The organism is Brevibacillus antibioticus, from assembly GCF_005217615.1.
Taxonomy (GTDB): Bacteria; Bacillota; Bacilli; order Brevibacillales; family Brevibacillaceae; genus Brevibacillus; species Brevibacillus antibioticus.
Genome location: NZ_SZNK01000001.1, coordinates 3,939,917 through 3,962,500, shown reverse-complemented (window position 1 = coordinate 3,962,500; position 22,584 = coordinate 3,939,917). Strand labels below are relative to the sequence as shown.

The window sequence follows — 22,584 nt, the reverse complement described above, 5'->3', positions numbered from 1 at the left end:
TGTGCACACTTGCGTACACACATACAACCCGATACCGCTGCCGATGCAAATGTTTCCGAGTGCCATGGTCAGAAGCGGCGGCAATGAACGGATAGTAGCCATGAGCGCATCGATAGACCCGATCAAATCAACAAAGAGGGAGATCAGCAGCATGACCAAAATGGCACCGACAGTAATGTAACTGCGATCCATGAAAAGGACGATGATGACAAAGGTCAGGTTAATGGCAAGCATCCAGAAGCCAATCGATATTCCGAAGTTTTGATACAGGGCAATAAACAGAGAATCATACGGGCTAAGACCAAAGGAAGTAATGGTCGTCATCATATTGATCCCGAGCGCCAAAATCAATAAGCCTACGATAAACAAGAGATATTCAAATTTTAAGCGAATCACAAAACACGACTCCTTTCATTCTACATAAGGAGAGCATAATATGTGGAACGCTTTTCAGAGCAAGCGGAATGTGTTTTGATGTATGTAATAAGTACTGATCCGACTTCGAGGAGTAATCTGAGTGGCTAACATAAGAGAAATCGCGAAATTGGCGGGTGTATCCGTATCAACCGTTTCCCGTGTGCTTAACAACCATCCGTACGTGAACGAGAAAAAACGCGCGGAGATTCTCAAGATTATTGAAGAACAAAATTATGTTCAAAACAGTAATGCGGTCCACCTCTCTACCGGAAAAACGATGGTCATCGGTGTGACATTGCCTCTCGTCAACAACCAATACTACAGCTCCATTATCGAAGGGATTGCGGCAGAAGCAGTCCAGCATCATTACAAGCTGATGGTGTGCCAAACGAATAACAACCCCGAGCAAGAACGCAGTGTTTTACACTTGCTCAAAAATAAAAAAATCGACGGGCTCATCATGTGCTCCAGATCCAGCTCTTGCGAAACGCTCAACGAATATGCAGGTTACGGACCTATCATCACGTGTGAAGCAAATGATACCACCTCTGTTTCGAGTGTTCATATCGACCACTATCAAACGTTTCTGATCGGGATGGAGTATCTGATCAAGAAGGGGCATCGCCGGATCGGGTATTGCATCGGCAGAAAAAACAGCTTTAACAGTCAACATCGCAAACGTGCCTATTACGAAAAGCTGCGTTCGATTGACGTGACACCCTCTCCTAAGTGGTCATTTGAAGAGTGTTTAACGATCCAGGACGGCAAGGATGTCGTGGGGAAATTGCTGCAAACAGAAGAGCGGCCGACAGCTATGATCGTATCGTGCAATCATATAGCGGCAGGAATCATCAAAGAGGCGAGCAGATTGGGGATTCGCGTACCGGAAGACTTAGCCGTAGTCGGTTGCGATGATCAGCCAATCGGAGAATTACTAGAGATCACCACCGTATCTAGCTCCAGTACGCTGATGGGAAAATACGGATTTGAGATGCTGCATGAGCGGATTTGGACACAGCAGCTGGATGGGAAAAAGGAAGAGAAGGAGCTGTCGCCCGAATTGGTAGAGCGACTGACGACGTAAAGCTTGAAGGATAGCACAGTTGATCAAAAAAATACCAGTGATCTCCCGCATACTTAAGAAAAAATAGGTGAAGGAAGTCAAAGATGGACACGTACAAGCGGATTCAGGACGCGATTGATTTTGTGGAAGAGCATCTTCAGGAAGAAATGAACATCACGGAAATTGCTTCTCAGGCGCATTTCTCTGCATTTCATTTTCAACGTCTGTTTCAGGCAATTTCAGGCTTCAGCGTGCAGGAGTACATTCGTAAGCGCAGACTGTCGGAAGCCGCACTTGCGCTAAAACAGACAAGTGACAATGTACTCGAAATTGCGGTAGCTTATCAATACCAGTCGCAGGAAGCATTGACACGCGCTTTTGAGAAGCAGTTCGGGATTACGCCTGGAAGGTATCGCAAAGAAAATCATTCGCTGCCGTATCTAGCCAAGATGGACTTCTTGGCCTTTCGCCAAACGATCAAAGGAGAGATCACGATGAACAAACCAAACATCGCGACATTAGATGACATTTGTATCATGGGGCGCAGGTTCCGGACGAGTTTACAGGATGAGCAGCATTTTAAAGACATTCCAGGCTTTTATGATGAATTCGGCCGTAATCAAGACTATTTGCGGATTCCCAATAAAGCGGCGGAAGATATGTCGTACGGAATTGCCTGCGAATTTGAAGATGATGGGAACTTTTCTTTTGTGATCGGGGAGGTTGTGCATCATGTTCCTGATGAATTGCCTGAAGGTTTTATTTCACTTGTCTTGCCTGGCGGAAAATACGCGGAATTCAAAGTGACGGGTGATGCCGACCTTGTACAAAACACACGTCGCTACATTTACGGAACATGGTTGCCTCAATCGAATTATGAGAGAGGCAAGGGACCGGATTTTGAAGTGACAGACGTGAGAGGTTCGAGCTATCCTGAGGCGATGAAAATATCTATATACATTCCACTTTTATAGACGTTTATTCAGCCGGACGCAATGAATTTTACAGTACTTTCACACGCCATCCATTCCAGCTTTATACCCGTTTGCTACAGTGTAAATGTAAGAGCGAATGTACAGGAGGCGGGTAGGGTGGAAGTGCGGATTGAGCGCGTCGTAAGAGATGATTTTGCGGAAATGATTACGTTGGCGGATATGACATTACCCGATCGAATGAACTTGCATGAGCTGAAAAAGTATATGGAGCTGTTTCCTGAGCTGATTTTCAAGGCGACCTACAACGGCCAGCTCATCGGTTTTAGCTGCGCCGGAATTGATATGTATCAGACGACTGGCTGGCTTCTGTTTAGTAATGTGAGCAAGGAGTTTCAAGGCCAAGGCATCGGCAAGCGGCTAATCGAAACCAGACTGCAAGCTCTGCGCCAGTTTCCGACACTTCGTACCGTGCAGGTTACGGTGAGTGAAACGAACGCATCCTCTATTCGCGCTTTGTCTGCCTATGGCTTCCGTCTAGCTCATGCTGAGCAGGATTACTACGGGCCAGGCAAGCATCGGAATTTGATGGAGTTGTCTATTTTGCCAGTTGTTCAACCGACGGCGGCAAGTTCGAGCTGGGAAGAGAAGGTTCATACACAAATCTAGTTGTTTTATAAATAAGAATAGGGAAAATGGAAGCGGATATGGCTACGGTCATCCGCTTTTTTATTTGGAAGAACTTCGGAATATTGAACGAAAGATAATGATGTGGAAGAATATAGGGAATAGATATGTAAGAGAGGACGAAGTACTTATGAGTGAAAGCAAGAGAACAGACAGATTTGATACCATGATGAAGTATGTGGATTATTTGGATGAGCGAAAGAAGCTGGTCCCTGACGTAAAATCAAAATACATAGGGGTAACGATGCTTTTCCCTCAAACAAGTCAGCTGCGAAATAAGGTGTTGGAACGCATAGAAAAATTAAAAGCATACGATCAAGATGTTTGTATCGCTGTTTATTTTAAGGACGATGGTAATTGGTATGATCCTGTTGAATATAAAAACATCATTTTTATCGGCAATGATTACCCGCATCTGAAAAGAATTATTGATTATATGGCCGGAGAAGAAATAGAGCTGAATATCAACGACACTTGTATCCTCTATAAAGAACGATTGGTAGAGGGGACTCGTCATTTGAAGGGCAATCACTCCTGCATGACAAGCTTAAATGACTTATTTTCCAGAGTTGAAATTCAGTTAGACATGCTTGAAGTGGGAATGGGATATGACTATGAAAATAAGCAAGTGAATGAAGAGCTGATTCATTTTACACATAGTGATCGTGAAGGGGATGAAGAAGGAAAAAAACTCGGGTATCAATTATTTACGAGATCGTTAGATTATTTTTCTAGGGAGGTGTTAACGAAAGGAGTACTATTGGGGTATCCGGTGGTAGATTCCAAGATAGAAGTAATCAATGCTTCTTGCACCATGACTTTTCATCGCGAGTATTACTATTTGACTGGGGCACATGCCTCGTTAAAAAGTGCCATGAAAACAGCTGAATGGCAACTTTGTGAACCAGTCATGGAGATTAGACTCACCTGTAGAAACCGATATTTTGAAAGAAATTCTTTGTTTCGAGAGGTAGAAAATCTGCAGGTGAGCGAGGAGAGAGATGAGTGTAGGGTTACTTTCACAGCAAAGATTTCTGCTGTCATTGATTACCTAGAAGAATTTTATCAGAATAGCGAAGATGTTTCGGATATCCATATTCGAATAGATCGTTATGTTCCCCTTGAAGATACTGCGCATGTAGTTGATCGGTTTGCAGTTCAATATGATATTACAAAATGGAAAGATGCTTTAAATGAAGAAGACGAAAGGAAAGAGTGAGTAGAAAAAATTGCTGTAAAGAAGTACTGCCACATGTTTGGTAGGAGACCGCCCGAACGAAGAGAGGATACAGGCGACTGGAAAACATGTGGCAGGGCTTCGGACTCCACAATCGTTGGAAGACAACAGTGATTACCCCTTCGTTGTAATTAGCAAAGCCTCCAACACCTGCTGCCCAAATGCAGTAATCTGCGTCCCTTGCTTCTTAACGCCGATGGAGACGCATCCAGCGCGATCCAGCGCGGTCAGCTTGTGTCTGATTTGGGCTTCAGTCATGGAGGGACCCTCCATTCTCGCGAGCAGGGCACTGCGCCCAATACGCTCCTGCCGCGCGTAGCAATCGGACAGTACTTGCAGGATCGCTGTGTAATCTACCAAGGAGCCTTGCCTGGACAAATACCGGATTGTATCTTCCAACGCATCATCCCGGTGAGAGAGAAGGGGTGGAGTAGAGACATGCCCCGCAAAAAAACGCTCCGGCAAATGAGCCAGCTCCACCTGATTCCCCTCTGCGATGACGACTGCATAGTGAATGAAATTTTCCAACTCGCGAATATTGCCTGGCCAATCGTAGCAGAGTAGCTGTTTCGTCACTTCTCGTGAGAAGGACAGACGCTGCTTTTTTTTCTGCAAGAAATAATCGATCAGCACCAAAATATCATCTGGACGATCGCGCAGGGGCTGGATGTGCAACGGCAAGACGTTCAGTCTGTAGTACAAATCCTCGCGAAACGTCCCTTTTTTGACCATTTCCATCAAGTTGCAATTCGTAGCCGCGATGACGCGAACATTGACTGGAATGACGCGATGGCCGCCTACGCGCATGACCTGCTTTTCTTGGAGAACGCGAAGCAGTGACGCTTGGATACTGAGTGGGGCATCCCCAATCTCGTCTAGAAAAATGGTTCCGTTGTGAGCCAGCTCGAATAGCCCCATCTTTCCGCCTTTTCGTGCTCCTGTAAAAGAACCTTCCTCGTACCCGAACAATTCGCTCTCTACCAAGCTATCGGTCAGCCCTGCAAAATTGACGGGGACGAACGGACCATCACGGCGCGTCGAGTGTTGATGGATGGCTTGGGCAAAAACTTCCTTCCCGGTTCCGTTTTCCCCTGTAATGAGAATCGTAAAGTCGCTTTCGGCCAGCTTGGTCGCCACGCGTTTGTTAGCCTGAATGGACGAGCTTTTGCCGATGATATTGTCAAACGAATATTTGGTCATCAGTCCGAGATTGGCGCTCTTCGTCCGTATTTCCTGTTCGATCTGCTGTACCTTCGTCACGTCCTGAAAGGTAATGACCGCGCCAAGAAACTGATCATCCAAGAACGTGGGAATCTTGGTAACCAAGAGGTACAAATCGCGGTATTCCAATACCTGCTTCGTTACTTCCGTGTGTGACTCGACTACTTCCAGAATAAGAAATTCGGGAATGACCTCCGCTACATTTCTCCCGATGCAAGTGGCTTCGGTCATATGCAAAATTTTCTCGGCTTCTTTGTTCAGCACAGTGATATTCCCTGTGGCATCTGTGCCAATAATGCCTTCATGAACGGCATTTAAAATAGAGCTCAGCTTTTCATTCAGCTTCCGTTCATTGTGTACTGAGTTGGTCAGCTTGCGCCCAATATGGACGAAATCGCTGATGAAATCGGCTGTGTATAAGTTTGCCTTATCCGGAGACAGATCAAGCAAGCGCGAGATATCAAAGATCGTCGTCAAATCCAAAGGGCGGTGTCCCAACTCAATGACGTTTTCAAAATGAGCAGGAATCAGCTCCCTGAGCCCATGACAGACAGCGACATCGATTTGATCTTTTTCAGGAAGCGGAGTCTCGGTATTGGGTACGTAAGGTATAAAAGTCAGATGAGAGAATCCGAGATGAAACAAGAGCTCAATCGCGCCTTCTACCATTTCGATGGAGTTGGAAACAAATAGACAGCGCGTTCCTGGCGGCAAATCCATGAGTTGATCCAATTTGTTAATGTCAATCGTGCGCCTTGCTAGCAGCACGGGGATGTCTGACGGAGGAGCAGGCTGATCGTGCAAGAGACTCGTGTCCGAAACGAGGATGAGATCAACTTCATCGTATACATTCGGGTGAAGCCGTTCTAGCAAGTGGTTTCGAATGATATTCAAGCGGTTGCCGAAAAAAGACGTGAGCGTGTTTGCAAACAGCAGGCTGATCGTCTCCAACCGGGTCATCAACAAGATGCATGGTTTCTGTTTTATCATGATGCGACTCCTTTTTATCTGCGAATAGCTTTTAGATTTGGGTGGAAATATTGGAGGAGATATCCATAAAATACAACCTATATTATAACCTATAAATCCAATATTGTTCAGAAATGCTTAATTTTTATAATAATATAGTTTTGGCACAATTCTTGCTATACTTCCGGTAGAGCTAAGAGAGATACTAGAGAAGACATCAAGGAGGAGGATGTATCGGATGAATCCGTTCTTATACGTGGACGAGCATCGCGACGAAATAGTGCGAACATACAAAGATTTGCATCAATTGGCGGAGCCGAGCTGGCACGAGGAGAAAACGGCGAGATATTTGCGGGAACGCTTGGAGGCGGCTGGTATTGCCGTCACACGCTTCGAGGGGCACCACGGCTTCTATGCGGAGATTCCTGGAGAGAGTGCTGAAATCGTGGCTTTGCGCGCGGATATGGATGCACTTGTGCAGGAAGTAGACGGCGTAGTAAGACCGAATCATTCATGCGGACACGATGCTCACTCGACACTGGCTCTCTACAGCGCTCTGGCCATTCAAGCAAGCGGAGTGGTGCCGCCAAAAACGATGCGCTTTCTTTTCCAGCCTGCTGAAGAGAAGATGGGCGGAGCCTTGCAGATGATGAAGGATGGTGCCCTGGAAGGCGTGACACGGCTGATCGGCGTCCATCTGCGCCCGGAAATGGAAGTGCCGTATGGGAGTGCTGCTCCGGCGATTTTGCATGGATCGTCTAGCTCCGTCAAAGGGACGATTACAGGTCTGCAAGCACACGGAGCACGTCCGGCGCTCGGTAAAAATGTCATCGAAGCCGCTTCGTTTTTGGTGCAGGCGTTGCAAAACATTCGCTTGCAAGACGGATGCTCTTTTTCCGTGAAGATGACTCAATTACAAGCAGGGGGAGAAACGGTAAACGTTATCCCTGATCGAGCGACCTTTAGCCTCGATGTACGTGCCCAGTCCAATGAAGGCATGGCAGAATTGCGGAGAAAGACCGAGCATGCCATGAGTCAGACAGGGGCTTTGATGGACATGGATGTGGAGTGGGAATGGTCGGGAGTCACACCGGCTGCGGTCGCCAATGGGAATATGATCGAAGTAGCGAAAAAGGCAATTGGGCAAGTGCTTGGTGAAGACAAAATTGCCGATATATGTGTGACACCGGGCGGAGAGGACTTCCATTTTTACGCGATTCATCGCCCTGAGCTGGCTACCACGATGATTGGTTTGGGATGTGGACTCACACCTGTTCTGCATCATCCACAGATGACTTTTCAGACAGATGCCTTGATCTACGGGGCAAAAATCATGACAGCTGCGATTTATGAAGCAGCCCAACATTCTTAGAGAACCGCTACACACGCAGGGGGTTACCTTATGACAGAGAGCAAGCAACTAAAAAAGAAAAGCTTATTTCGGCTAGACGCCTACGTCCTTTTGTTTTGTATCTTACTTCTATGTGCTTTGGCTACCTATGTGGTCCCGACAGGAGAATTTGACCGTGTAAAAAACGGCAATGTGACGACGGTTGTACCGGGCAGCTATCATGCGGTGGAGCCGAATCCTACAGGCTTTGTCGAGTTTTTTACCGCGATCCAGACAGGGATGGTTAAAGGCGCACCGATCATCTTCCTCGTTTTGTTCACGGGCGGTGCTTTAGCTGTTTTGGATAAGACAGGTGCACTTAACGCAGCTATTCTGACCATGGTCCGAAAGCTAGGAAATAAAGAGTGGCTACTGGTTATTTTGATTACTTCCGTCTTTTCCGTATTGGGTACGTTGGGTGTCATCGTCAACTCCGTCATTGCTTTCGTTCCGCTCGGTATCATGATTGCGAGAGCGATGAAAATGGATGCGATTTTTGGGGTGGCTCTGATTTATCTGGGTGTGTATGCCGGATTCAATACGACAATTGCTTTTCCAGGAACGCTGGGCTTGTCCCAACAAATTGCGGAGCTGCCACTGTTTTCAGGTATCGGCTACCGCACCATCATTTATGTGACTTTTGTGATCGTAACCATCCTGTACATCGGGCGTTACGCGCGGAAGGTTCGTCAAAACAAGAGTATCTTGGGGGACGAGCTCTTTCCTTCTGATAGTGGTTCAACCACGATGGAAGTAGACACGAAAAATGTTGATTTTACTACCCGTCACAAATTGATCTTGGCGTTTACGGGGATCGTTCTGATTGGTTTTATCGTCTGCACGATCTTGTTCAAATGGGACGTAAACGAAATGTCCGGAATCTTTATTTTTATTGCGATCGGCGTAGGCTTGCTCAACAAGATGAGCGGCAACGATATCGCCAAAACGTTCTTAAAAGGTTGTCAGGGATTGATTTATGGGGCTTTGATTGTCGGTATGGCACGTGCGATCACGGTCATTTTGGAAGATGGAAAGTTCCTCGATACCATCGTGTACGGGCTTGCTACCATTCTGGAGCCGCTCTCTCCGATGGCAGGGGCGATAGGGATGTTCCTCGGAAGCGCCGGGCTGCACTTCTTGATTTCATCCGGTTCAGGTGAAGCTGTTATGCTGATGCCGTTGTTGGCACCATTGGCTGACCTGATGGGCATTACGCGCCAGATCGCAGTAGAGGCGCTGATGCTTGGAGAAGGTGTGGTCAACTGTATTAACCCGACTTCAGGTGTTCTGATGAGTATTTTGGCGATGAGTGGGATTTCCTACGGCAAGTGGCTGAAGTTCATGCTTCCGCTCACGGCGGTTTGGACAGCTCTCTCCATCGTGTTTATCGTTATCGGGGTCCTGATGAACTGGGGCCCGTATTAATCCGACATTCGATGACAAGGAAGCTTCGCCAACATGACTTGGCGGAGCTTTTTTTCATGAAAATCGTATGCGCGCATAAACTGTGCAACGACACATCATTTTCGCAGGCAGAAAGTGGGGAAGCTCACCATGAGTACGGAAAATCAATCCGCACCGACTTCCGTACAGATGTGTGCCAGTATGTTTGAGAAGGATCCGGCGAAAAGCTTTCTTTTATACCATCCGAAATCTTTTTACAATCAAGGGTACTTGAAAAGTGATCTGGTCGTATGCCTGGATGTGCTGTATCACATTACTGATGAGGAAGACTTCGAGAAAACATTGGACGACATCTTCTCTTGCGCCAAAAAGCATGTCATTCTCTACACGAAGGTAACAGATGGGACAGAACCTCAGGTCGTCGACATGATCAAGGATCGTGATATCTTACGTTACTTGAAAAAGTACAACGATTTCTCCATCACGCGAAAGATTGAACAAAAATACCCAAACCTGTCCTCTGCAAGCTTTTTGATTCTAGAAAAAAATCCCCCAACGGCTACATAGCTTTGGGGGATTTCCTTTCCTCTACTGACCAATGATGATGCGTTCTTTCGGATAATGGTAGCGTACGATTCGGTCATTGCGTTTCAAGAAGAGGAGCAAATTGATAATCCCGATACGTCCGATCATCATCGTAATAATCAGAATGAGCTTGCCGCCTACGCCCATCTGAGCTGTAATCCCGGTAGACAATCCGGTCGTACCGAAAGCAGAGCAGACCTCGAACAAGACGTGCTGGAAAGGTAAATTCTCCAACCAGACGAGCAGCATGACCGCTGTGAACACCATGATAATCGCGATGAAAAAGACGGTGAAGGAGCGCTGAATGTCCTCATCAACCAGCTCTCTTCCGAACACCTTTACATCCTTGTAACCACGCATGTTGGCAAAAACCGAGGCAATCAGGACGAAGAACGTCGTGGTCCGTATCCCCCCGCCCACGCTGCTTGGCGAGGCGCCAATGAACATCATCCCGGAGAGCATGATGAGTGTTGTGGTCGACAAGAGGCTGATATCCATCGTAGCCAAGCCGCCGCTTCGCGAAGAGACGGAGTGAAACAACGAATAGAACAGCATTTCATGCCAGGTCTTATCAGCCAAAAACTGATTTCGTTCAAAAACGAAAATGAGCAGGGCACCAATGGCGATCAAGGAAAAGAACGTCAGTGTCGTAATCTTGGTGAAGAGCGAAAAGGTAAAACGCACTTTTGAACGGCGATAGGAAAAGTACGTTCTCAGCTCCACGAGCACGGGAAACCCAATTGCTCCACAAATAATCAAGATCATCACGATAGTCTGAAACACGTAATCGTGGGTAAAGTCGAGCATAGAGTTACCGTGCAGGTCAAACCCGGCATTCGTAAAAGCACTGACAGAGGCAAAGTAACCGTGGTAGAACGCGGTGTACCAGTCGTCGTAGTAGCCGGCGTAAATAAAATGACTGCCTAACAGGATGGTTCCCACCAGCTCGATCAAGAGCGCAATCACGAGAATATTGCGCATCAGGTCGACCAGACCGGACAGCGTGGAGCGGTTGTGGTCCGTCGCGATCCAGATGCGCTGTTCCAAACCGATTTTTTGACCCATGAGGATCCAGATGAACGTTCCGAGTGTCATGATTCCGACCCCACCAACCTGGAAGAGCAACGTAAGAAACAAAATCCCCCACTGGTTGAAAACCTCATGAATCGTAATGACAGTAAGCCCGGTAACGCTGATGGCACTCGCCGCAGTAAACAAAGAGTCAATAAAAGAAAGAGAGGCTCCCGGCAAGTGAAAAAACGGCAATGACAGAAGAAACGCTGAGATCAGGATGAGCCCAACGTAGGCGAACACGATGATTTGAACAGATGTCAATCGACGCTTTTGATTGGATGATAACAAAATAAATGGCCTCCTGAATAAGCTTCATGAGGATAATCATACCAAAAAAAGTTAGCAAGCAAAAATACTAAAGATACGTTTGCTCATTGTTCATGAGCCGAATCCATTCTGACAGAGTTCTGCCTACATTATTTTCGCGGTTGACAATGTATCCGCAATAGTGGTAAAGTTCAGAATGTATTTATTGGAAATTCAAAATATGAATGGAAAGGTGGGCTAGTCATGAAAAGAATTGTACGCATGGGTCATCCATACAAGGGCATACATGACGTAACCCCACCATTGATACGAGCGTAGTATCGTTTTTTTGATCTCGTTAACATGGCGTAGGTTACCTATTTCGTAACTTGCGCCTTTTCTATTTTTGTTGATGAAAAGGCATGTTGCTTACGGGCGATGTGTCTTTTTTGTCCTCTAAAAAAGTCACCCATCCAGCTAAAGAGAGGGGAGAAACACGGATGTTCTCGGTTTTGGCAAAGCTTGATTGGTTTTTCAAGGAGCATTGGAAACGTTATACGGTCGCTATTCTGCTATTGATTCTGGGCGGCTTACTGGAGATTATCCCTCCAAAAATTATCGGGGTGGCTATTGATGAGATTCACCTGGGGACGCTGACTAGCGAGCGGCTGGTATCCATCTTGCTGTTTTTCGGCGTATTGTCTGTCGCGATTTATTGGGTCAATTTTATCTGGATTCGCAAGCTGTTTGGGGGAGCGTTTCTGGCGGAGCGGACGTTACGGTCGAAGCTCATGACACATTTATTACGGATGACGCCAACGTTTTATCAGCGCAATCGTACCGGTGATCTGATGGCACGAGCGACAAATGACCTCAAGGCTGTCTCGATGACGACAGGCTTCGGAATTTTGACGATGGTGGATTCGCTATCCTTTACAGGGGCAATTGTACTGACGATGGGTTTCTTGATCAGTTGGAAGCTGACATTAGCGGCGATCCTTCCATTGCCGTTCATGGCCTATATCATTAAGCAGTATGGGAAAAAAATTCACGAGCGCTTTTCTACCGCACAAACCTCGTTCGGTGAGCTAAACGACCGCGTGCTGGAATCTGTCTCCGGGGTGCGCGTGATTCGCGCTTACGTACAGGAGATGGCAGATCAGGAGCGCTTCCGCCAAAAAACACATGACGTGTATCAAAAAAATATCGATGTGGCGAGAATCGATTCGTTGATTGAGCCGACCGTCAAAATACTGGTTGGGATCAGTTATATGATCGGCTTGATCTACGGTGGCTACCTCGTGTTCCAAAGAGAATTGACCTTGGGAGAGCTGGTCTCGTTCAACGTCTATCTCGGGATGCTCATTTGGCCGATGTTTGCGATTGGCGAATTGATTAATGTGATGCAAAGAGGAAGTGCCTCGCTGGATCGGGTCAATGAAACATTGGCTTACGAGGCCGATGTGACAGATCACGACAGACCGGTTCATGTCGCAGTTCCAGAAGTCATTCGGTTCGATTCCGTGACATTCCGCTATCCATCTGCGCAGGTTGACCAACTAGTGGATGTCTCCTTTACTCTTGGTCGGGGTCAGACGCTAGGAATCGTCGGGCGTACGGGAAGCGGGAAAACCACGTTGGTTCGACAACTGCTTCGCGAATTTCCGGTAGGGCGGGGGGCCATCAGTGTTTCGGGAGAGGCGCTAGAACAGATCAGCCTGGATAACATCAAGAGCTGGATCGGCTATGTACCACAGGAGCAGATTCTGTTCTCGAAGACAGTCCGTGAAAACATCCTGTTCGGGAACAACGAGGCAACAGAAGAACAGCTACAGGAAGTGTTGAAGCAGGCCGCATTTGCTCGGGATGTGCAGCTATTGCCTGAAGGCTTGCAAACGCTCGTTGGTGAAAAAGGCGTAGCCCTTTCTGGTGGGCAAAAACAGCGGGTTTCAATTGCTCGGGCTCTTTTGGTCAATCCGGAAATTTTGATTCTCGACGATGCCATGTCAGCGGTGGATGGCAAAACCGAAGCGGAGATGATCACGAATATTCGCCGGGAGCGTGCAGGCAAAACAACACTGATCACCACACACCGCTTATCGGCGGTCCAGCATGCAGATTGGATTCTCGTCATAGACGAAGGACGAATCGTCGAGGAAGGTACACATGCACAGCTATTGGAGCTGGGCGGTTGGTATAAAGAACAATTCGAGAAACAACAGATTGAAGAGACACTGACAGAAAGCGGGTGAATGAATGACGACGGGGAAAAGGCTAGTCCACTATGCAGCGATTTTTAAAAAGACGATCCTCTTGGCGGTATTAATGCTGTCCATCTCGGTTGGGGCAGAACTGACGGGACCGTTTTTGGCGAAAAAAATGATCGATACGCACATCATGGGCATTGAATTCCCTTGGTATGAGACGGCACAGCGTGAGAATTCCGTGTTATACAAAGGGAAGTATTACACCAGGCAGGACCACTTGGCAGTAGGGGAGAGTACAGGTGGAGAAGTTCGTGTTTTACAAGTAGGACGCGACTATTATTTCTTGAATCAGGCGATTTCGTACGATGGGCAACGTTCGATTCAGGATGGGAAGCTCGTCATTGTCAAAGGTGCGGATCGAGCGGAGTACCAGGCTACTTTCTTAAGCAATCAGGAGATATTTGAATTTTTCCGGCCAGAGACAAGCGGCTTGCTCACACTGGCAGCTCTCTATTTCGGATTATTGGTAGTTGCCTCACTTTTCCACTATGGGCAAAAATTTTTATGGCAAAAATCAGCGAATCAGGTCATCGAGAGACTGCGTATTGACGTGTTCGCGCATATCCAACGATTGCCGATTCACTATTTCGATCATCTCCCTGCTGGGAAGGTGGTTGCTCGTGTCACAAACGATACGGAGGCAATCCGTGAGCTGTTTACGAATGTTCTCGGCAACTTTATTACGAGCGGGATTTATTTAATCGGTATTTTCGCAGCGTTGTTCTTGCTTGATGTACGACTCGCGCTCGTGTGTCTAGTCATTTTGCCAATCATGGTCGTGTGGATTTACTTGTACCGCAAGTACGCTTCTGCATTTAACCATGTCATTCGGGCACGCATCAGTGACATCAACGGGATGATCAACGAGTCGATCCAAGGGATGCCGATCATCCAGGCATTTCGCAGGGAAAAGGAAACGATGCGGGAATTTGGCGAACTGAACGAAGAGCTGTTCACTTATCAAAATAAAATGCTGCGGCTCAATGCGACCGCTTCGTTTAACCTGGTCCAGTTCATCCGCAATATTGCGTTTGTATTGTTCATCTGGTATTTCGGCGGTGCGTCCCTCGGGGTAGGTACACTGCTCTCACTTGGCGTCCTCTACGCTTTCGTCGATTATCTCAATCGACTGTTCCAGCCGATGACACAGATCGTCAACCAATTGGCGAACCTGGAGCAATCTCTCGTTGCGGCGTCACGCGTGTTTGAACTGCTGGATGAAGAGGGCATTGACGTTGATCCTGCAAAGGTTCCTTGCTATCAGGGGAATGTCCGCTTTGAGGATGTTTCTTTTGCCTACAAAGACGACCAATACGTGCTGAAAAACATTTCGTTCGAAGCATGGCCTGGAGAGACAGTGGCGCTGGTTGGTCACACAGGTTCGGGAAAAAGCTCCATTATCAATCTGTTACTCCGTTTCTATGATGTAAACAGAGGAGCGATTATAATTGATGGGCGCAATGTGCAGGCGTTTTCCAAACAGCAGCTTCGCCAGCATATGGCGATTGTTTTGCAGGACCCGTTTTTGTTTACAGGGACGATCCGTTCCAATGTGAGTCTGGATGATCCGTCGATTTCGCCAGAAAAAGTGGAGAAGGCCTTGTGTGATGTAGGGGCAGACCAACTGTTCCGCAGTCTCCCGCAAGGATTCGATGAACCTGTAATCGAGAAGGGCAGCACGCTTTCGCTCGGACAGCGCCAGTTGATCTCGTTTGCGCGTGCTCTCGCGTTTGACCCGGCTATCCTCATTCTGGATGAAGCGACTGCCAGCATCGACACGGAAACAGAGGGCATTATTCAAAATGCACTTGAGGTGTTGAAAAAAGGAAGAACGACCTTCATCATTGCTCATCGCTTGTCTACGATCAAAAACGCAGATCAAATTCTCGTATTGGATAGAGGCAGAATTGTAGAGCGAGGAGTGCATGAAGACTTGATGGAGAAGCAAGGCAGGTACTATCAGATGTATCAATTGCAGCAAGGGAACAAAGAAGCACGGGTACATGAGGCAGTAGGTAAGCACGGAAGCGCCGCGGCTCTGACCTAGTTTTCTCTACTCATTTTGCCTCTTGAACGGTAAGATAGAGCATAGAAGTATGGACTTTTCAGGAGGGATCATCATGCCACATCTTATCGTTCGAGGCATTCAAGCTGAACAAATGGCAACCATCAGCGAACCGCTTGCAGTGGAGCTTGCTGCACTATGCCAATGCAGTACGGACAATTTCACGATCGAATGCTTGCAGACGACAGGAGTTTTTGGCGGGAAGATCGTAGAGTCGTTTCCTTTTATTGAAGTAGCATGGTTCGAGCGGGGGCAAGAAGTTCGTGACCAGTTTGCCCAGATCGTAACCAAGCATGTGTTGTCGCTCGGTATCCCAGAAGTGGAGATGGCATTTGTCGCTTATCAAAAAGAAAGCTACTATGCTAATGGAGAGCATTTCTAAAGAGAAGCCGACAGGTGGTGTCGATTTCCCGGGAAAGAATCTAGCCATTCGACAAGAGTACGAACAAACATGCAAGCATGGAATAAGGGTGTTCCTTCCAGTGGTACGAGATTTTTCGTACGGAACGGGTGGAGCACCCTTTTTAACGTAACCAAAAGTTTCAAAAATAGGTGTCACAAACCAAAGATACCAGTTGTTATTCATAGTGAGAGGAGGGCAAACAGTGGAAAAAACAGAGATAGAGCGCCTGCTGATTGAGATAAAAGCAGGTTCTCTTGAGCAATACGAAATCATTATCGATTACTATCAACAACCGATCTTTACATATTGCTACCACATGCTCGGTCACCGGCAGGATGCGGAAGACGCTGTCCAGGAAGTCCTTTTTCGTGCCTATGAGCATCTTGGACAGTATACGTATTCGCTGTCTTTTTCTGCATGGCTGTACCGGATCGCTTACAACCATTGTGCGAATGTGCTAAAGCGACGGAAATTAAGCCGCGTGTTGCCCTTTTTGTACAACCGGGATCAGGATGGACGTAATTATGTCGAGGAGAGCATCGACAGCAATTATTTTGGGGAGCCGATCGAACGCGTCTGGAAACGACTGTCGGCCGAAGAACGCACACTTATTTTCCTGCGTGTGCTAGAGGAAAGAGAGTACGAGGAAATCGCAGAGCTGATGGACAAAAAGCCTGCGGCTCTGCGCAAGCAATTCGAACGCGTTTTGAAAAAGTGCAAACGTTATTTGCCAACGATGGAAGGGGTGGCCGCTAATGGACAAGATTCCGTTTAATGGGATGCATGACATGCTGAGAGCGAAGCCGGTCCCGAAAGTCGATGTCAAACATAAAGTCATGGCAGCAATTCGTGCCAAGGAAAATAAGGAGGAGAAAGTCGTGAAAAAGAAAATCGGTTTGCTGGTCACTGTAGGTATGCTCGTCGGAGCGTCTTCCGTATGGGCGGGAGTGGAAATGATCCAATTGAAAAATGAGAAGGGCGAAGTAGTATATGAGCTATCTAATCATACGGATCAAGAACAACAAAAATTGATTCAGCAATTGCCTCCAGAGGAACAGGCGAAAATGGCAGAGAGGGAAAAAAGGAGCGAGTATAAAAGCGAGGTCATAACAGAAATCATGAATGGCCTGAAGCCTGGAACATCTGCCGCCATTTACTGGAAGCCAACAAAAGAAGAGGAAGAGGAACAAAAAAATATCACATTTATACGCAATCAACATCCAGATATTAGGGTCGTATCTAGCCCGATTATTTATAAAACGTGGAAGGATATGGAGCCAATTGTAGGGAAGATGTTCACGCTCCCAACTGAGCTTGCAGGAGGCTTCCGCTTCGAGGAAGGCGAAGTAAACTACGAGGAAAACTACGAGTACAAAGTGGATGTAGAAGCATTAAAGGCAAAAGCCAGCAAAGACAACAAGGAGTACGCTTTTACAGAAATTCCGGTAAGCAACAAGTATGACTATACCAGTGTTGCCTATCAGTCTGACAAAGGCAGAGTCAGGGCAGAGGTACGCATCGCCGAAGAAGGCGGAGCAGGATCGAACGCAGAGGCAATTGAAAAAGTCATGATTGGCAACAATGAAGCGGTTCTCATGACGCACACGTCTGGAAAAGGCGAAAATTCCTATTGGATCGTCTGGGTGAAAAATGGAACAAAACTGGAGTACTCTGTTCGTGCTACTGAAAAAGTGGCATCCAAAAACGAACTGATTAAAATCGCGAAGCAGATCAACGAAACTAAATAACGATAAGCGAATAGAAGGAGTCCCACAAAGCGCTAGGCTTTCTTGTGGGACTCTCTTTTATTGTTAATGACTGATGTCACTCAGCTTGTTTGCCTTTTTACCCACTAACTGCTTCAACCCATCCATATTAATCAGGATAATCCCGACAATAATCGTAATCCCCCCTGCTAAAGACAGGAGATAAAGCGGCTCATTGTACAGGATGACACCCAAGCTTAACGCAATCAACGGAGAGATATAGAGCCACGTGGAGGGAAACACAGGGTTGGTTTTGGCAACGAGCCAATAGAAAATGGTATGCCCCATCATGGAACCAACGACGATCAAGTACAGGAGCGAGAGGATCGCATTCGCCGTGAGCATCGATTCGATATGCACATGCTCGGTGAACAGAGATAATACAAGCAGCATGGCCCCTCCATACATCATCTGTGCTGCATTCAAAGCAATGGGTGAAGTGTCTTGAAACCGTTGGATGACGCTACGGGAGTAAACTGCACCAGCAGAATAAAAGAGTTGCCCGAATATGACTGCCAAGCACCCTGTAAGCCAAAGAAGACTGAATGAGATGGTCACACCGGGTAAAATCAGCAAAAAGACACCGACAAAGGCAACCAAGCAACCCGCCCACGCAATACCGGGGAGCTTTTGTCGAGTAATACTTGTCTGAAGCAGCATCACCATGAGAGGGGCTGTTGCAGATAATATCGCTGCAATTCCTGAACTTACATGCTGCTCCGCCCAATACAAGGGGGCAAATGTCCCGAACGTCAAACCGATACCAGTAAGAAACATCTCTTTATGGAGCAGCAGCGAGAGACGCGCTTGTTTTTTCCAGAGCATGAATGAAAACAAAATGGCACCTGCCAGAAAGAACCGAAGTCCTCCTGAGAAAAACGGCGCGGCCCCCGCGTCGATCCCGACTTTAATTGCCAGAAACGTCGTTCCGAATATCAAGCACATGACCACATAATTAAGCAGTACCATTATGATTCCTCCCTTTTCCTTATCATAAAGGGAAGGGAACAGAACAGATGGAATAGAATAGAACAGATACGGAGATCCCATCCATTATCATGGGGAAAGGGGGGAGCTGCTTGAAAAGAGAGGTTCTTTCAAACAGTCATTCTGATAAGCTGTTCGAGCAAGTGTATGACTATCTGCTGGACCGAATCATAAGGGAGGAGTGGAAGGCACATGAGAAGCTTCCTTCTGTTCGAACGTTGGCGTCGGAATTGAATGTGCATCGCCTGACGGTTTTTAAAGCATTTCAATTATTAAAGCAAAACCGTCACGTGTATGTGAAGGATAAGTCGGGGTACTATGTACAACCGAACAGCCTGTTGCCAGTGGAGTCGATGAATGATCCAATCGTTTCTGCCTACGTGCACAAGAGTCATCTTTCTGAAATTCATCAGGTGCAGGCGACCTATCAATTTTCCAAAGCATTGATTGAACCGAATTTATTGCCAAACCATTACTTTTCCGAGTATGTGAAGAAAGTGTTTGATCTGTATCCAAAAGTGCTGGGTACCTATTCAACTACACAGGGAGATCAGGAGCTGCGGGAAGCACTGTGCAGCTATTATATCAGCCGTTATCATTTTCACCTGTCACCCGATGAGCTGATGATTACATCAGGCTCTCAGGAAGCGATTGATTTGGTTGCCAGAGTCCTTGTAAAGCCGCGTGATGTCGTGTTGATTGAGAGACCCACGTACAGTCCTGCCATCGATGTATTCAGGAGACAGGGCGCCAAAATGATTCCCATCGAGATTTCGCCACATGGGTATGATTTGGAGCAGGTTGAACTGTTGATGCAAAAAGAAAAACCGCGCCTGTTTTATCTCAATCCGACCTTTCACAATCCGACTGGCTATACGGTTTCTGCTGAACAACGGAAGAGACTGGTGGAGCTGGCTGCGAAGTATCAGTGTCTGATCGTAGAGGATGATCCGTGCCGCGATATTTACTTCCGTGATGAGCCTCCACTGCCGTTTTTTTCTTACGACACGGCGGGGTATGTCATCTATCTGCGCAGCTTTAGCAAGTACATCGCGCCAGGACTTAGTATTGCAACTGTGGCATGCCGTCCATCTATTATGAAGTATTTGATTCAGGCGAAATCACTTTCCGACAGTGGAGCGCCCCTATTGAATCAAAAGATTTTCTTGCATTATTTCTTCTCCGAACGGATGCAGCAGCATTTGGCGAAGCTGCGGATTGCATTGGCCATTCGCCGGGAAATCATGGAGGAAGAGCTGTCTGTGACCGACTGGGAGTGGTCCAGCCCACCAGGAGGCTTTAATTTATGGGTGAAGCTGCCTGATTCCGTCCCGATGGATAGTCTTCTGGGCAAATGCATAGAGCAATCAATTACGTTTGTGCCCGGCGCAATCTGTGACCCACAGCGAGAGTTAAGCTCTTGGATACGTATCAGTTATTCTTATTTGAATGAACAACAGCTGCGGGATGGGGTGCGAAGGCTCGTCCGTATGGTTCGCCAGTTGAATAATCCGTATTTGGAAATATAAAAATTTTAACTAGTTCCGAAAGAAGTCTCCCACCTCAAGGAATGTGAAGGTGCGACAGCACAAGTGAGTAGGTGGGAGATGAATTTCGGTTGGCGAAGCCAAAAAGGTTTGCTCTCTATTTTGGGTTTGATATATTCAGTCATAATAAGTATAAGGATTGATATATCAATGGAATTGGACAATAACAACCACTCAGTATTCTCATTGTATTATCATTTGGTGCTTGTCGTGAAGTACAGAAGAAACGTATTGGATGACGAAATCTCTGATTACGCAAAAGATATGTTTGTGAGAATTTCCGACGGTTACAACATCACTCTCTTAGAATGGAATCATGATAGTAACCATGTCCATGTACGGTTCAAAGCTCACCCAAACACTGAAATGACAAAGTTCATCAACGCCTATAAGAGTGCGAGTTCTCGACTGATAAAGAAAGATTTCCCACAAGTAAGAAAAAAACTGTGGAAAGAAATGTTCTGGTCAAGAAGTTTCTGCTTACTTACAACGGGCGGATCTCCTATTGAAGGGATAAAGAAGTACATCGAAAGTCAAGGGATGAAGTGAGGTGAAATGATATGGCTATTCACAACAAAGCATATAAGTTCCGCTTGTATCCAACAGAAGAACAAGCCTATCTCATTCGTAAAACATTCGGTTGTGTTCGTTTTGTCTACAACAAAATGTTAGCGGAAAGGAAGGAAACATATGAGCAATTCAAAAACGATAAAGAAGCCTTGAAGAAGCAAAAATTCCCTACTCCTGCTAAGTATAAAGGGGAATTCACATGGCTCAAAGAAGTAGATTCATTAGCGTTAGCGAATGCGCAACTTCATTTGCAGACCGCCTACAAAAACTTCTTTGGTGGGAAGGCAGATTTCCCTACATTCAAGAGTAAGAAAGCTAGGAAATCCTATACGACTAACGTAGTCAACGGCAACATCATGTTGCTGGATGGCTATATCAAATTACCAAAGCTCAAACTCGTAAAAATAAAGCAACACAGGATGATTCCTGATGAACATACGATCAAGTCATGCACGATTTCGATGACGCCTACAGGAAAATACTACGTGTCAATCTTGACCGAATATGAAGCGAATGTCATACCCAAAAAACTCAACACCTTTGTTGGGCTCGATTTTGCCATGACCGAATTATATGTCGATAGTGAAGGTGAGAAAGCCAATTACCCACGATTTTATCGACAGGAATTCGTACGGTTAGCAAAAGCCCAACGTGTTTTAGCAAGACGAAAAAAAGGCTCTTCTCGCTGGCATAAGCAACGAATAAAGGTTGCGAAACTCCATGAGAAAATAACAAATCAACGAAAAGACTTTCTTCATAAAAAGTCATACAACCTTGCTAAAACGTATGATTGTATTGTGATCGAAGACCTCAACATGAAAGGTATGTCCCAAGCACTCAACTTTGGAAAAAGTGTAGCTGATAATGCTTGGGGCATGTTTACGGCATTTCTCCAATACAAGTTGGAAGAACAAGGGAAGAGGCTTATCAAAATAGATAAGTGGTTTCCCTCATCTAAAACATGCTCCTGTTGCGGTCAAATAAAGGAGTCTCTATCTCTTTCTGAGCGTACATTCCATTGCGATTGCGGTTTTGTGGCAGATAGAGACTGGAATGCTTCAATCAATATCAAGAATGAAGGATTACGACTGTTAGCGTAATCACATAAATAGAGCATGGTTCAGGCTCGATAGCTAGGTCAATTTCGTACCACTAGGTGCGATTACCCTAGAAGCCCCCACTTCAAGCGATAGCTAAGTGGTGGGTAGTTCACAAAGCGACAGGTACTGTGTTATACTGAGTCTACCATTTACTGTTCTGTGTAGCATTCCCTACTCATTTATGTGAGTAGGGTTTTTTATTTATGTTTGAGACAACAAAAAAACAGACGCCCTTACAGGAGTCTGTTTTTTTGTGTTATGGCTATATTAAACTTTTTGAACGTTAGTAGCTTGTGGTCCGCGTTGGCCTTGTTCTACGTCAAAAGTAACTCTTTGACCTTCGTCAAGGGATTTGAAACCGTCGCCTTGGATAGCAGAGAAGTGAACAAATACGTCTTCTTTACCTTCGCGCTCAATAAAACCAAAACCTTTTTCTGCGTTAAACCATTTTACTGTACCTTGTTCCATTGTTGTTGCCTCCTAGTGTGTAACACACATATATTACTATCCTTGCTCGCAGGATCATCAAAGACGAAAATTTGTTATCTACGCTATCCCTTGCTTCGAACAAAAATAATTCTCTACTAGCATAACAGGATATTGAAAAGATAGCAAATGATTTACGTATGTTGACGAGAGAAAATATAGATGAGC

The 22,584-nt window shown here is 46.2% G+C and carries 20 protein-coding genes (1 of these 20 running past the window's edge); 15 read left to right on the top strand and 5 right to left on the bottom strand.

The genetic code is table 11. From position 1 onward, the window contains the following. A protein-coding gene (locus tag E8L90_RS18895) for a YczE/YyaS/YitT family protein (RefSeq protein WP_137030786.1) crosses the window boundary here: on the bottom strand, positions 1 to 396 show its 5' portion. Its footprint begins 237 nt before the window's first position; the window shows 396 of its 633 coding nt (coding positions 1-396); its start codon is at positions 394 to 396; the stop codon falls past the left edge of the window. 121 nt (positions 397 to 517) lie between these two features. Here E8L90_RS18895 and E8L90_RS18890 point away from each other — a divergent pair, with 121 nt between their 5' ends. The 4 genes from E8L90_RS18890 (at position 518) to E8L90_RS18875 (ending at position 4,318) form a co-directional block, all read left to right on the top strand. Continuing rightward, a complete protein-coding gene (locus E8L90_RS18890; RefSeq protein WP_137030785.1) occupies positions 518 to 1,501 on the top strand; it encodes a LacI family DNA-binding transcriptional regulator in 984 nt (327 codons plus the stop codon). 83 nt (positions 1,502 to 1,584) lie between these two features. Then, positions 1,585 to 2,454 carry an AraC family transcriptional regulator gene (locus tag E8L90_RS18885; RefSeq protein WP_137030784.1) on the top strand — a complete coding sequence of 290 codons (870 nt, stop codon included), beginning with the start codon at positions 1,585 to 1,587 and terminating at the stop codon, positions 2,452 to 2,454. A 117-nt stretch (positions 2,455 to 2,571) separates the two neighbouring features. Beyond that, complete coding sequence (locus E8L90_RS18880) at positions 2,572 to 3,081, top strand: GNAT family N-acetyltransferase (RefSeq protein ID WP_244297290.1); 510 nt, start codon at positions 2,572 to 2,574, stop codon at positions 3,079 to 3,081. A 148-nt stretch (positions 3,082 to 3,229) separates the two neighbouring features. After that, a complete protein-coding gene (locus E8L90_RS18875) occupies positions 3,230 to 4,318 on the top strand; it encodes an elongation factor G (RefSeq protein WP_137033507.1) in 1,089 nt (362 codons plus the stop codon). A gap of 132 nt (positions 4,319 to 4,450) precedes the next feature. On the opposite strand, the gene E8L90_RS18870 is transcribed toward E8L90_RS18875, so the two are convergent. After that, positions 4,451 to 6,547, bottom strand: a complete 2,097-nt coding sequence (locus E8L90_RS18870; RefSeq protein ID WP_137030782.1) for a sigma-54 interaction domain-containing protein — start codon at positions 6,545 to 6,547, stop codon at positions 4,451 to 4,453. Positions 6,548 to 6,764: 217 nt separating this feature from the next. Between E8L90_RS18870 and E8L90_RS18865 the strand changes: the two genes are divergently transcribed. The 3 genes from E8L90_RS18865 to E8L90_RS18855 all read left to right on the top strand — a co-directional run bounded on the left by E8L90_RS18865 (position 6,765) and on the right by E8L90_RS18855 (position 9,887). Then, positions 6,765 to 7,898, top strand: coding sequence for a M20 peptidase aminoacylase family protein (locus E8L90_RS18865; protein ID WP_137030781.1), 1,134 nt, complete (start codon positions 6,765 to 6,767; stop codon positions 7,896 to 7,898). Positions 7,899 to 7,928: 30 nt separating this feature from the next. Beyond that, entirely contained in the window at positions 7,929 to 9,341 is a 1,413-nt protein-coding gene (locus tag E8L90_RS18860) for a YfcC family protein (protein ID WP_137030780.1), read from the top strand. Positions 9,342 to 9,470: 129 nt separating this feature from the next. Beyond that, on the top strand, positions 9,471 to 9,887 hold the full coding sequence (locus tag E8L90_RS18855; protein ID WP_244297287.1) for a hypothetical protein: 417 nt from the start codon (positions 9,471 to 9,473) through the stop codon (positions 9,885 to 9,887). 21 nt (positions 9,888 to 9,908) lie between these two features. On the opposite strand, the gene E8L90_RS18850 is transcribed toward E8L90_RS18855, so the two are convergent. Then, complete coding sequence (locus tag E8L90_RS18850; RefSeq protein WP_137030779.1) at positions 9,909 to 11,267, bottom strand: TrkH family potassium uptake protein; 1,359 nt, start codon at positions 11,265 to 11,267, stop codon at positions 9,909 to 9,911. Between the two features lie 458 nt (positions 11,268 to 11,725). On the opposite strand from E8L90_RS18850, the gene E8L90_RS18845 reads away from it, so the two are divergent. The 5 genes from E8L90_RS18845 (at position 11,726) to E8L90_RS18825 (ending at position 17,708) form a co-directional block, all read left to right on the top strand. Continuing rightward, entirely contained in the window at positions 11,726 to 13,477 is a 1,752-nt protein-coding gene (locus tag E8L90_RS18845) for an ABC transporter ATP-binding protein (RefSeq protein WP_137030778.1), read from the top strand. Between the two features lie 4 nt (positions 13,478 to 13,481). After that, positions 13,482 to 15,539 carry an ABC transporter ATP-binding protein gene (locus E8L90_RS18840; protein WP_137030777.1) on the top strand — a complete coding sequence of 686 codons (2,058 nt, stop codon included), beginning with the start codon at positions 13,482 to 13,484 and terminating at the stop codon, positions 15,537 to 15,539. Between the two features lie 73 nt (positions 15,540 to 15,612). Further along, complete coding sequence (locus E8L90_RS18835) at positions 15,613 to 15,939, top strand: DUF1904 family protein (protein WP_137030776.1); 327 nt, start codon at positions 15,613 to 15,615, stop codon at positions 15,937 to 15,939. A 223-nt stretch (positions 15,940 to 16,162) separates the two neighbouring features. Continuing rightward, entirely contained in the window at positions 16,163 to 16,735 is a 573-nt protein-coding gene (locus tag E8L90_RS18830) for an RNA polymerase sigma factor (RefSeq protein ID WP_137030775.1), read from the top strand. Further along, positions 16,716 to 17,708: a hypothetical protein gene (locus tag E8L90_RS18825; protein ID WP_137030774.1), complete on the top strand. Its 993-nt coding sequence runs from the start codon at positions 16,716 to 16,718 to the stop codon at positions 17,706 to 17,708. Before E8L90_RS18830 ends, E8L90_RS18825 begins: the two co-directional genes overlap by 20 nt. 63 nt (positions 17,709 to 17,771) lie before the next feature. On the opposite strand, the gene E8L90_RS18820 is transcribed toward E8L90_RS18825, so the two are convergent. Further along, on the bottom strand, positions 17,772 to 18,695 hold the full coding sequence (locus E8L90_RS18820; protein WP_137030773.1) for a DMT family transporter: 924 nt from the start codon (positions 18,693 to 18,695) through the stop codon (positions 17,772 to 17,774). A gap of 110 nt (positions 18,696 to 18,805) precedes the next feature. Between E8L90_RS18820 and E8L90_RS18815 the strand changes: the two genes are divergently transcribed. From E8L90_RS18815 to E8L90_RS18805, 3 genes are all read left to right on the top strand, one after another. After that, positions 18,806 to 20,242 (top strand): aminotransferase-like domain-containing protein, encoded by a 1,437-nt coding sequence (locus E8L90_RS18815; protein ID WP_137030772.1) that lies wholly within the window; start codon positions 18,806 to 18,808, stop codon positions 20,240 to 20,242. Between the two features lie 168 nt (positions 20,243 to 20,410). Further along, on the top strand, positions 20,411 to 20,809 hold the full coding sequence (gene tnpA / locus E8L90_RS18810) for an IS200/IS605 family transposase (RefSeq protein ID WP_137030771.1): 399 nt from the start codon (positions 20,411 to 20,413) through the stop codon (positions 20,807 to 20,809). A gap of 11 nt (positions 20,810 to 20,820) precedes the next feature. Then, the gene (locus E8L90_RS18805; RefSeq protein ID WP_137030770.1) at positions 20,821 to 21,930 is read left to right on the top strand and encodes an RNA-guided endonuclease TnpB family protein; all 1,110 of its coding nucleotides are present in this window, start codon (positions 20,821 to 20,823) and stop codon (positions 21,928 to 21,930) included. Between the two features lie 267 nt (positions 21,931 to 22,197). Here E8L90_RS18805 and E8L90_RS18800 read toward each other — a convergent pair whose 3' ends face one another. Beyond that, the gene (locus E8L90_RS18800) at positions 22,198 to 22,398 is read right to left on the bottom strand and encodes a cold-shock protein (protein ID WP_137030769.1); all 201 of its coding nucleotides are present in this window, start codon (positions 22,396 to 22,398) and stop codon (positions 22,198 to 22,200) included. Between the last annotated feature and the right edge of the window lie 186 nt (positions 22,399 to 22,584).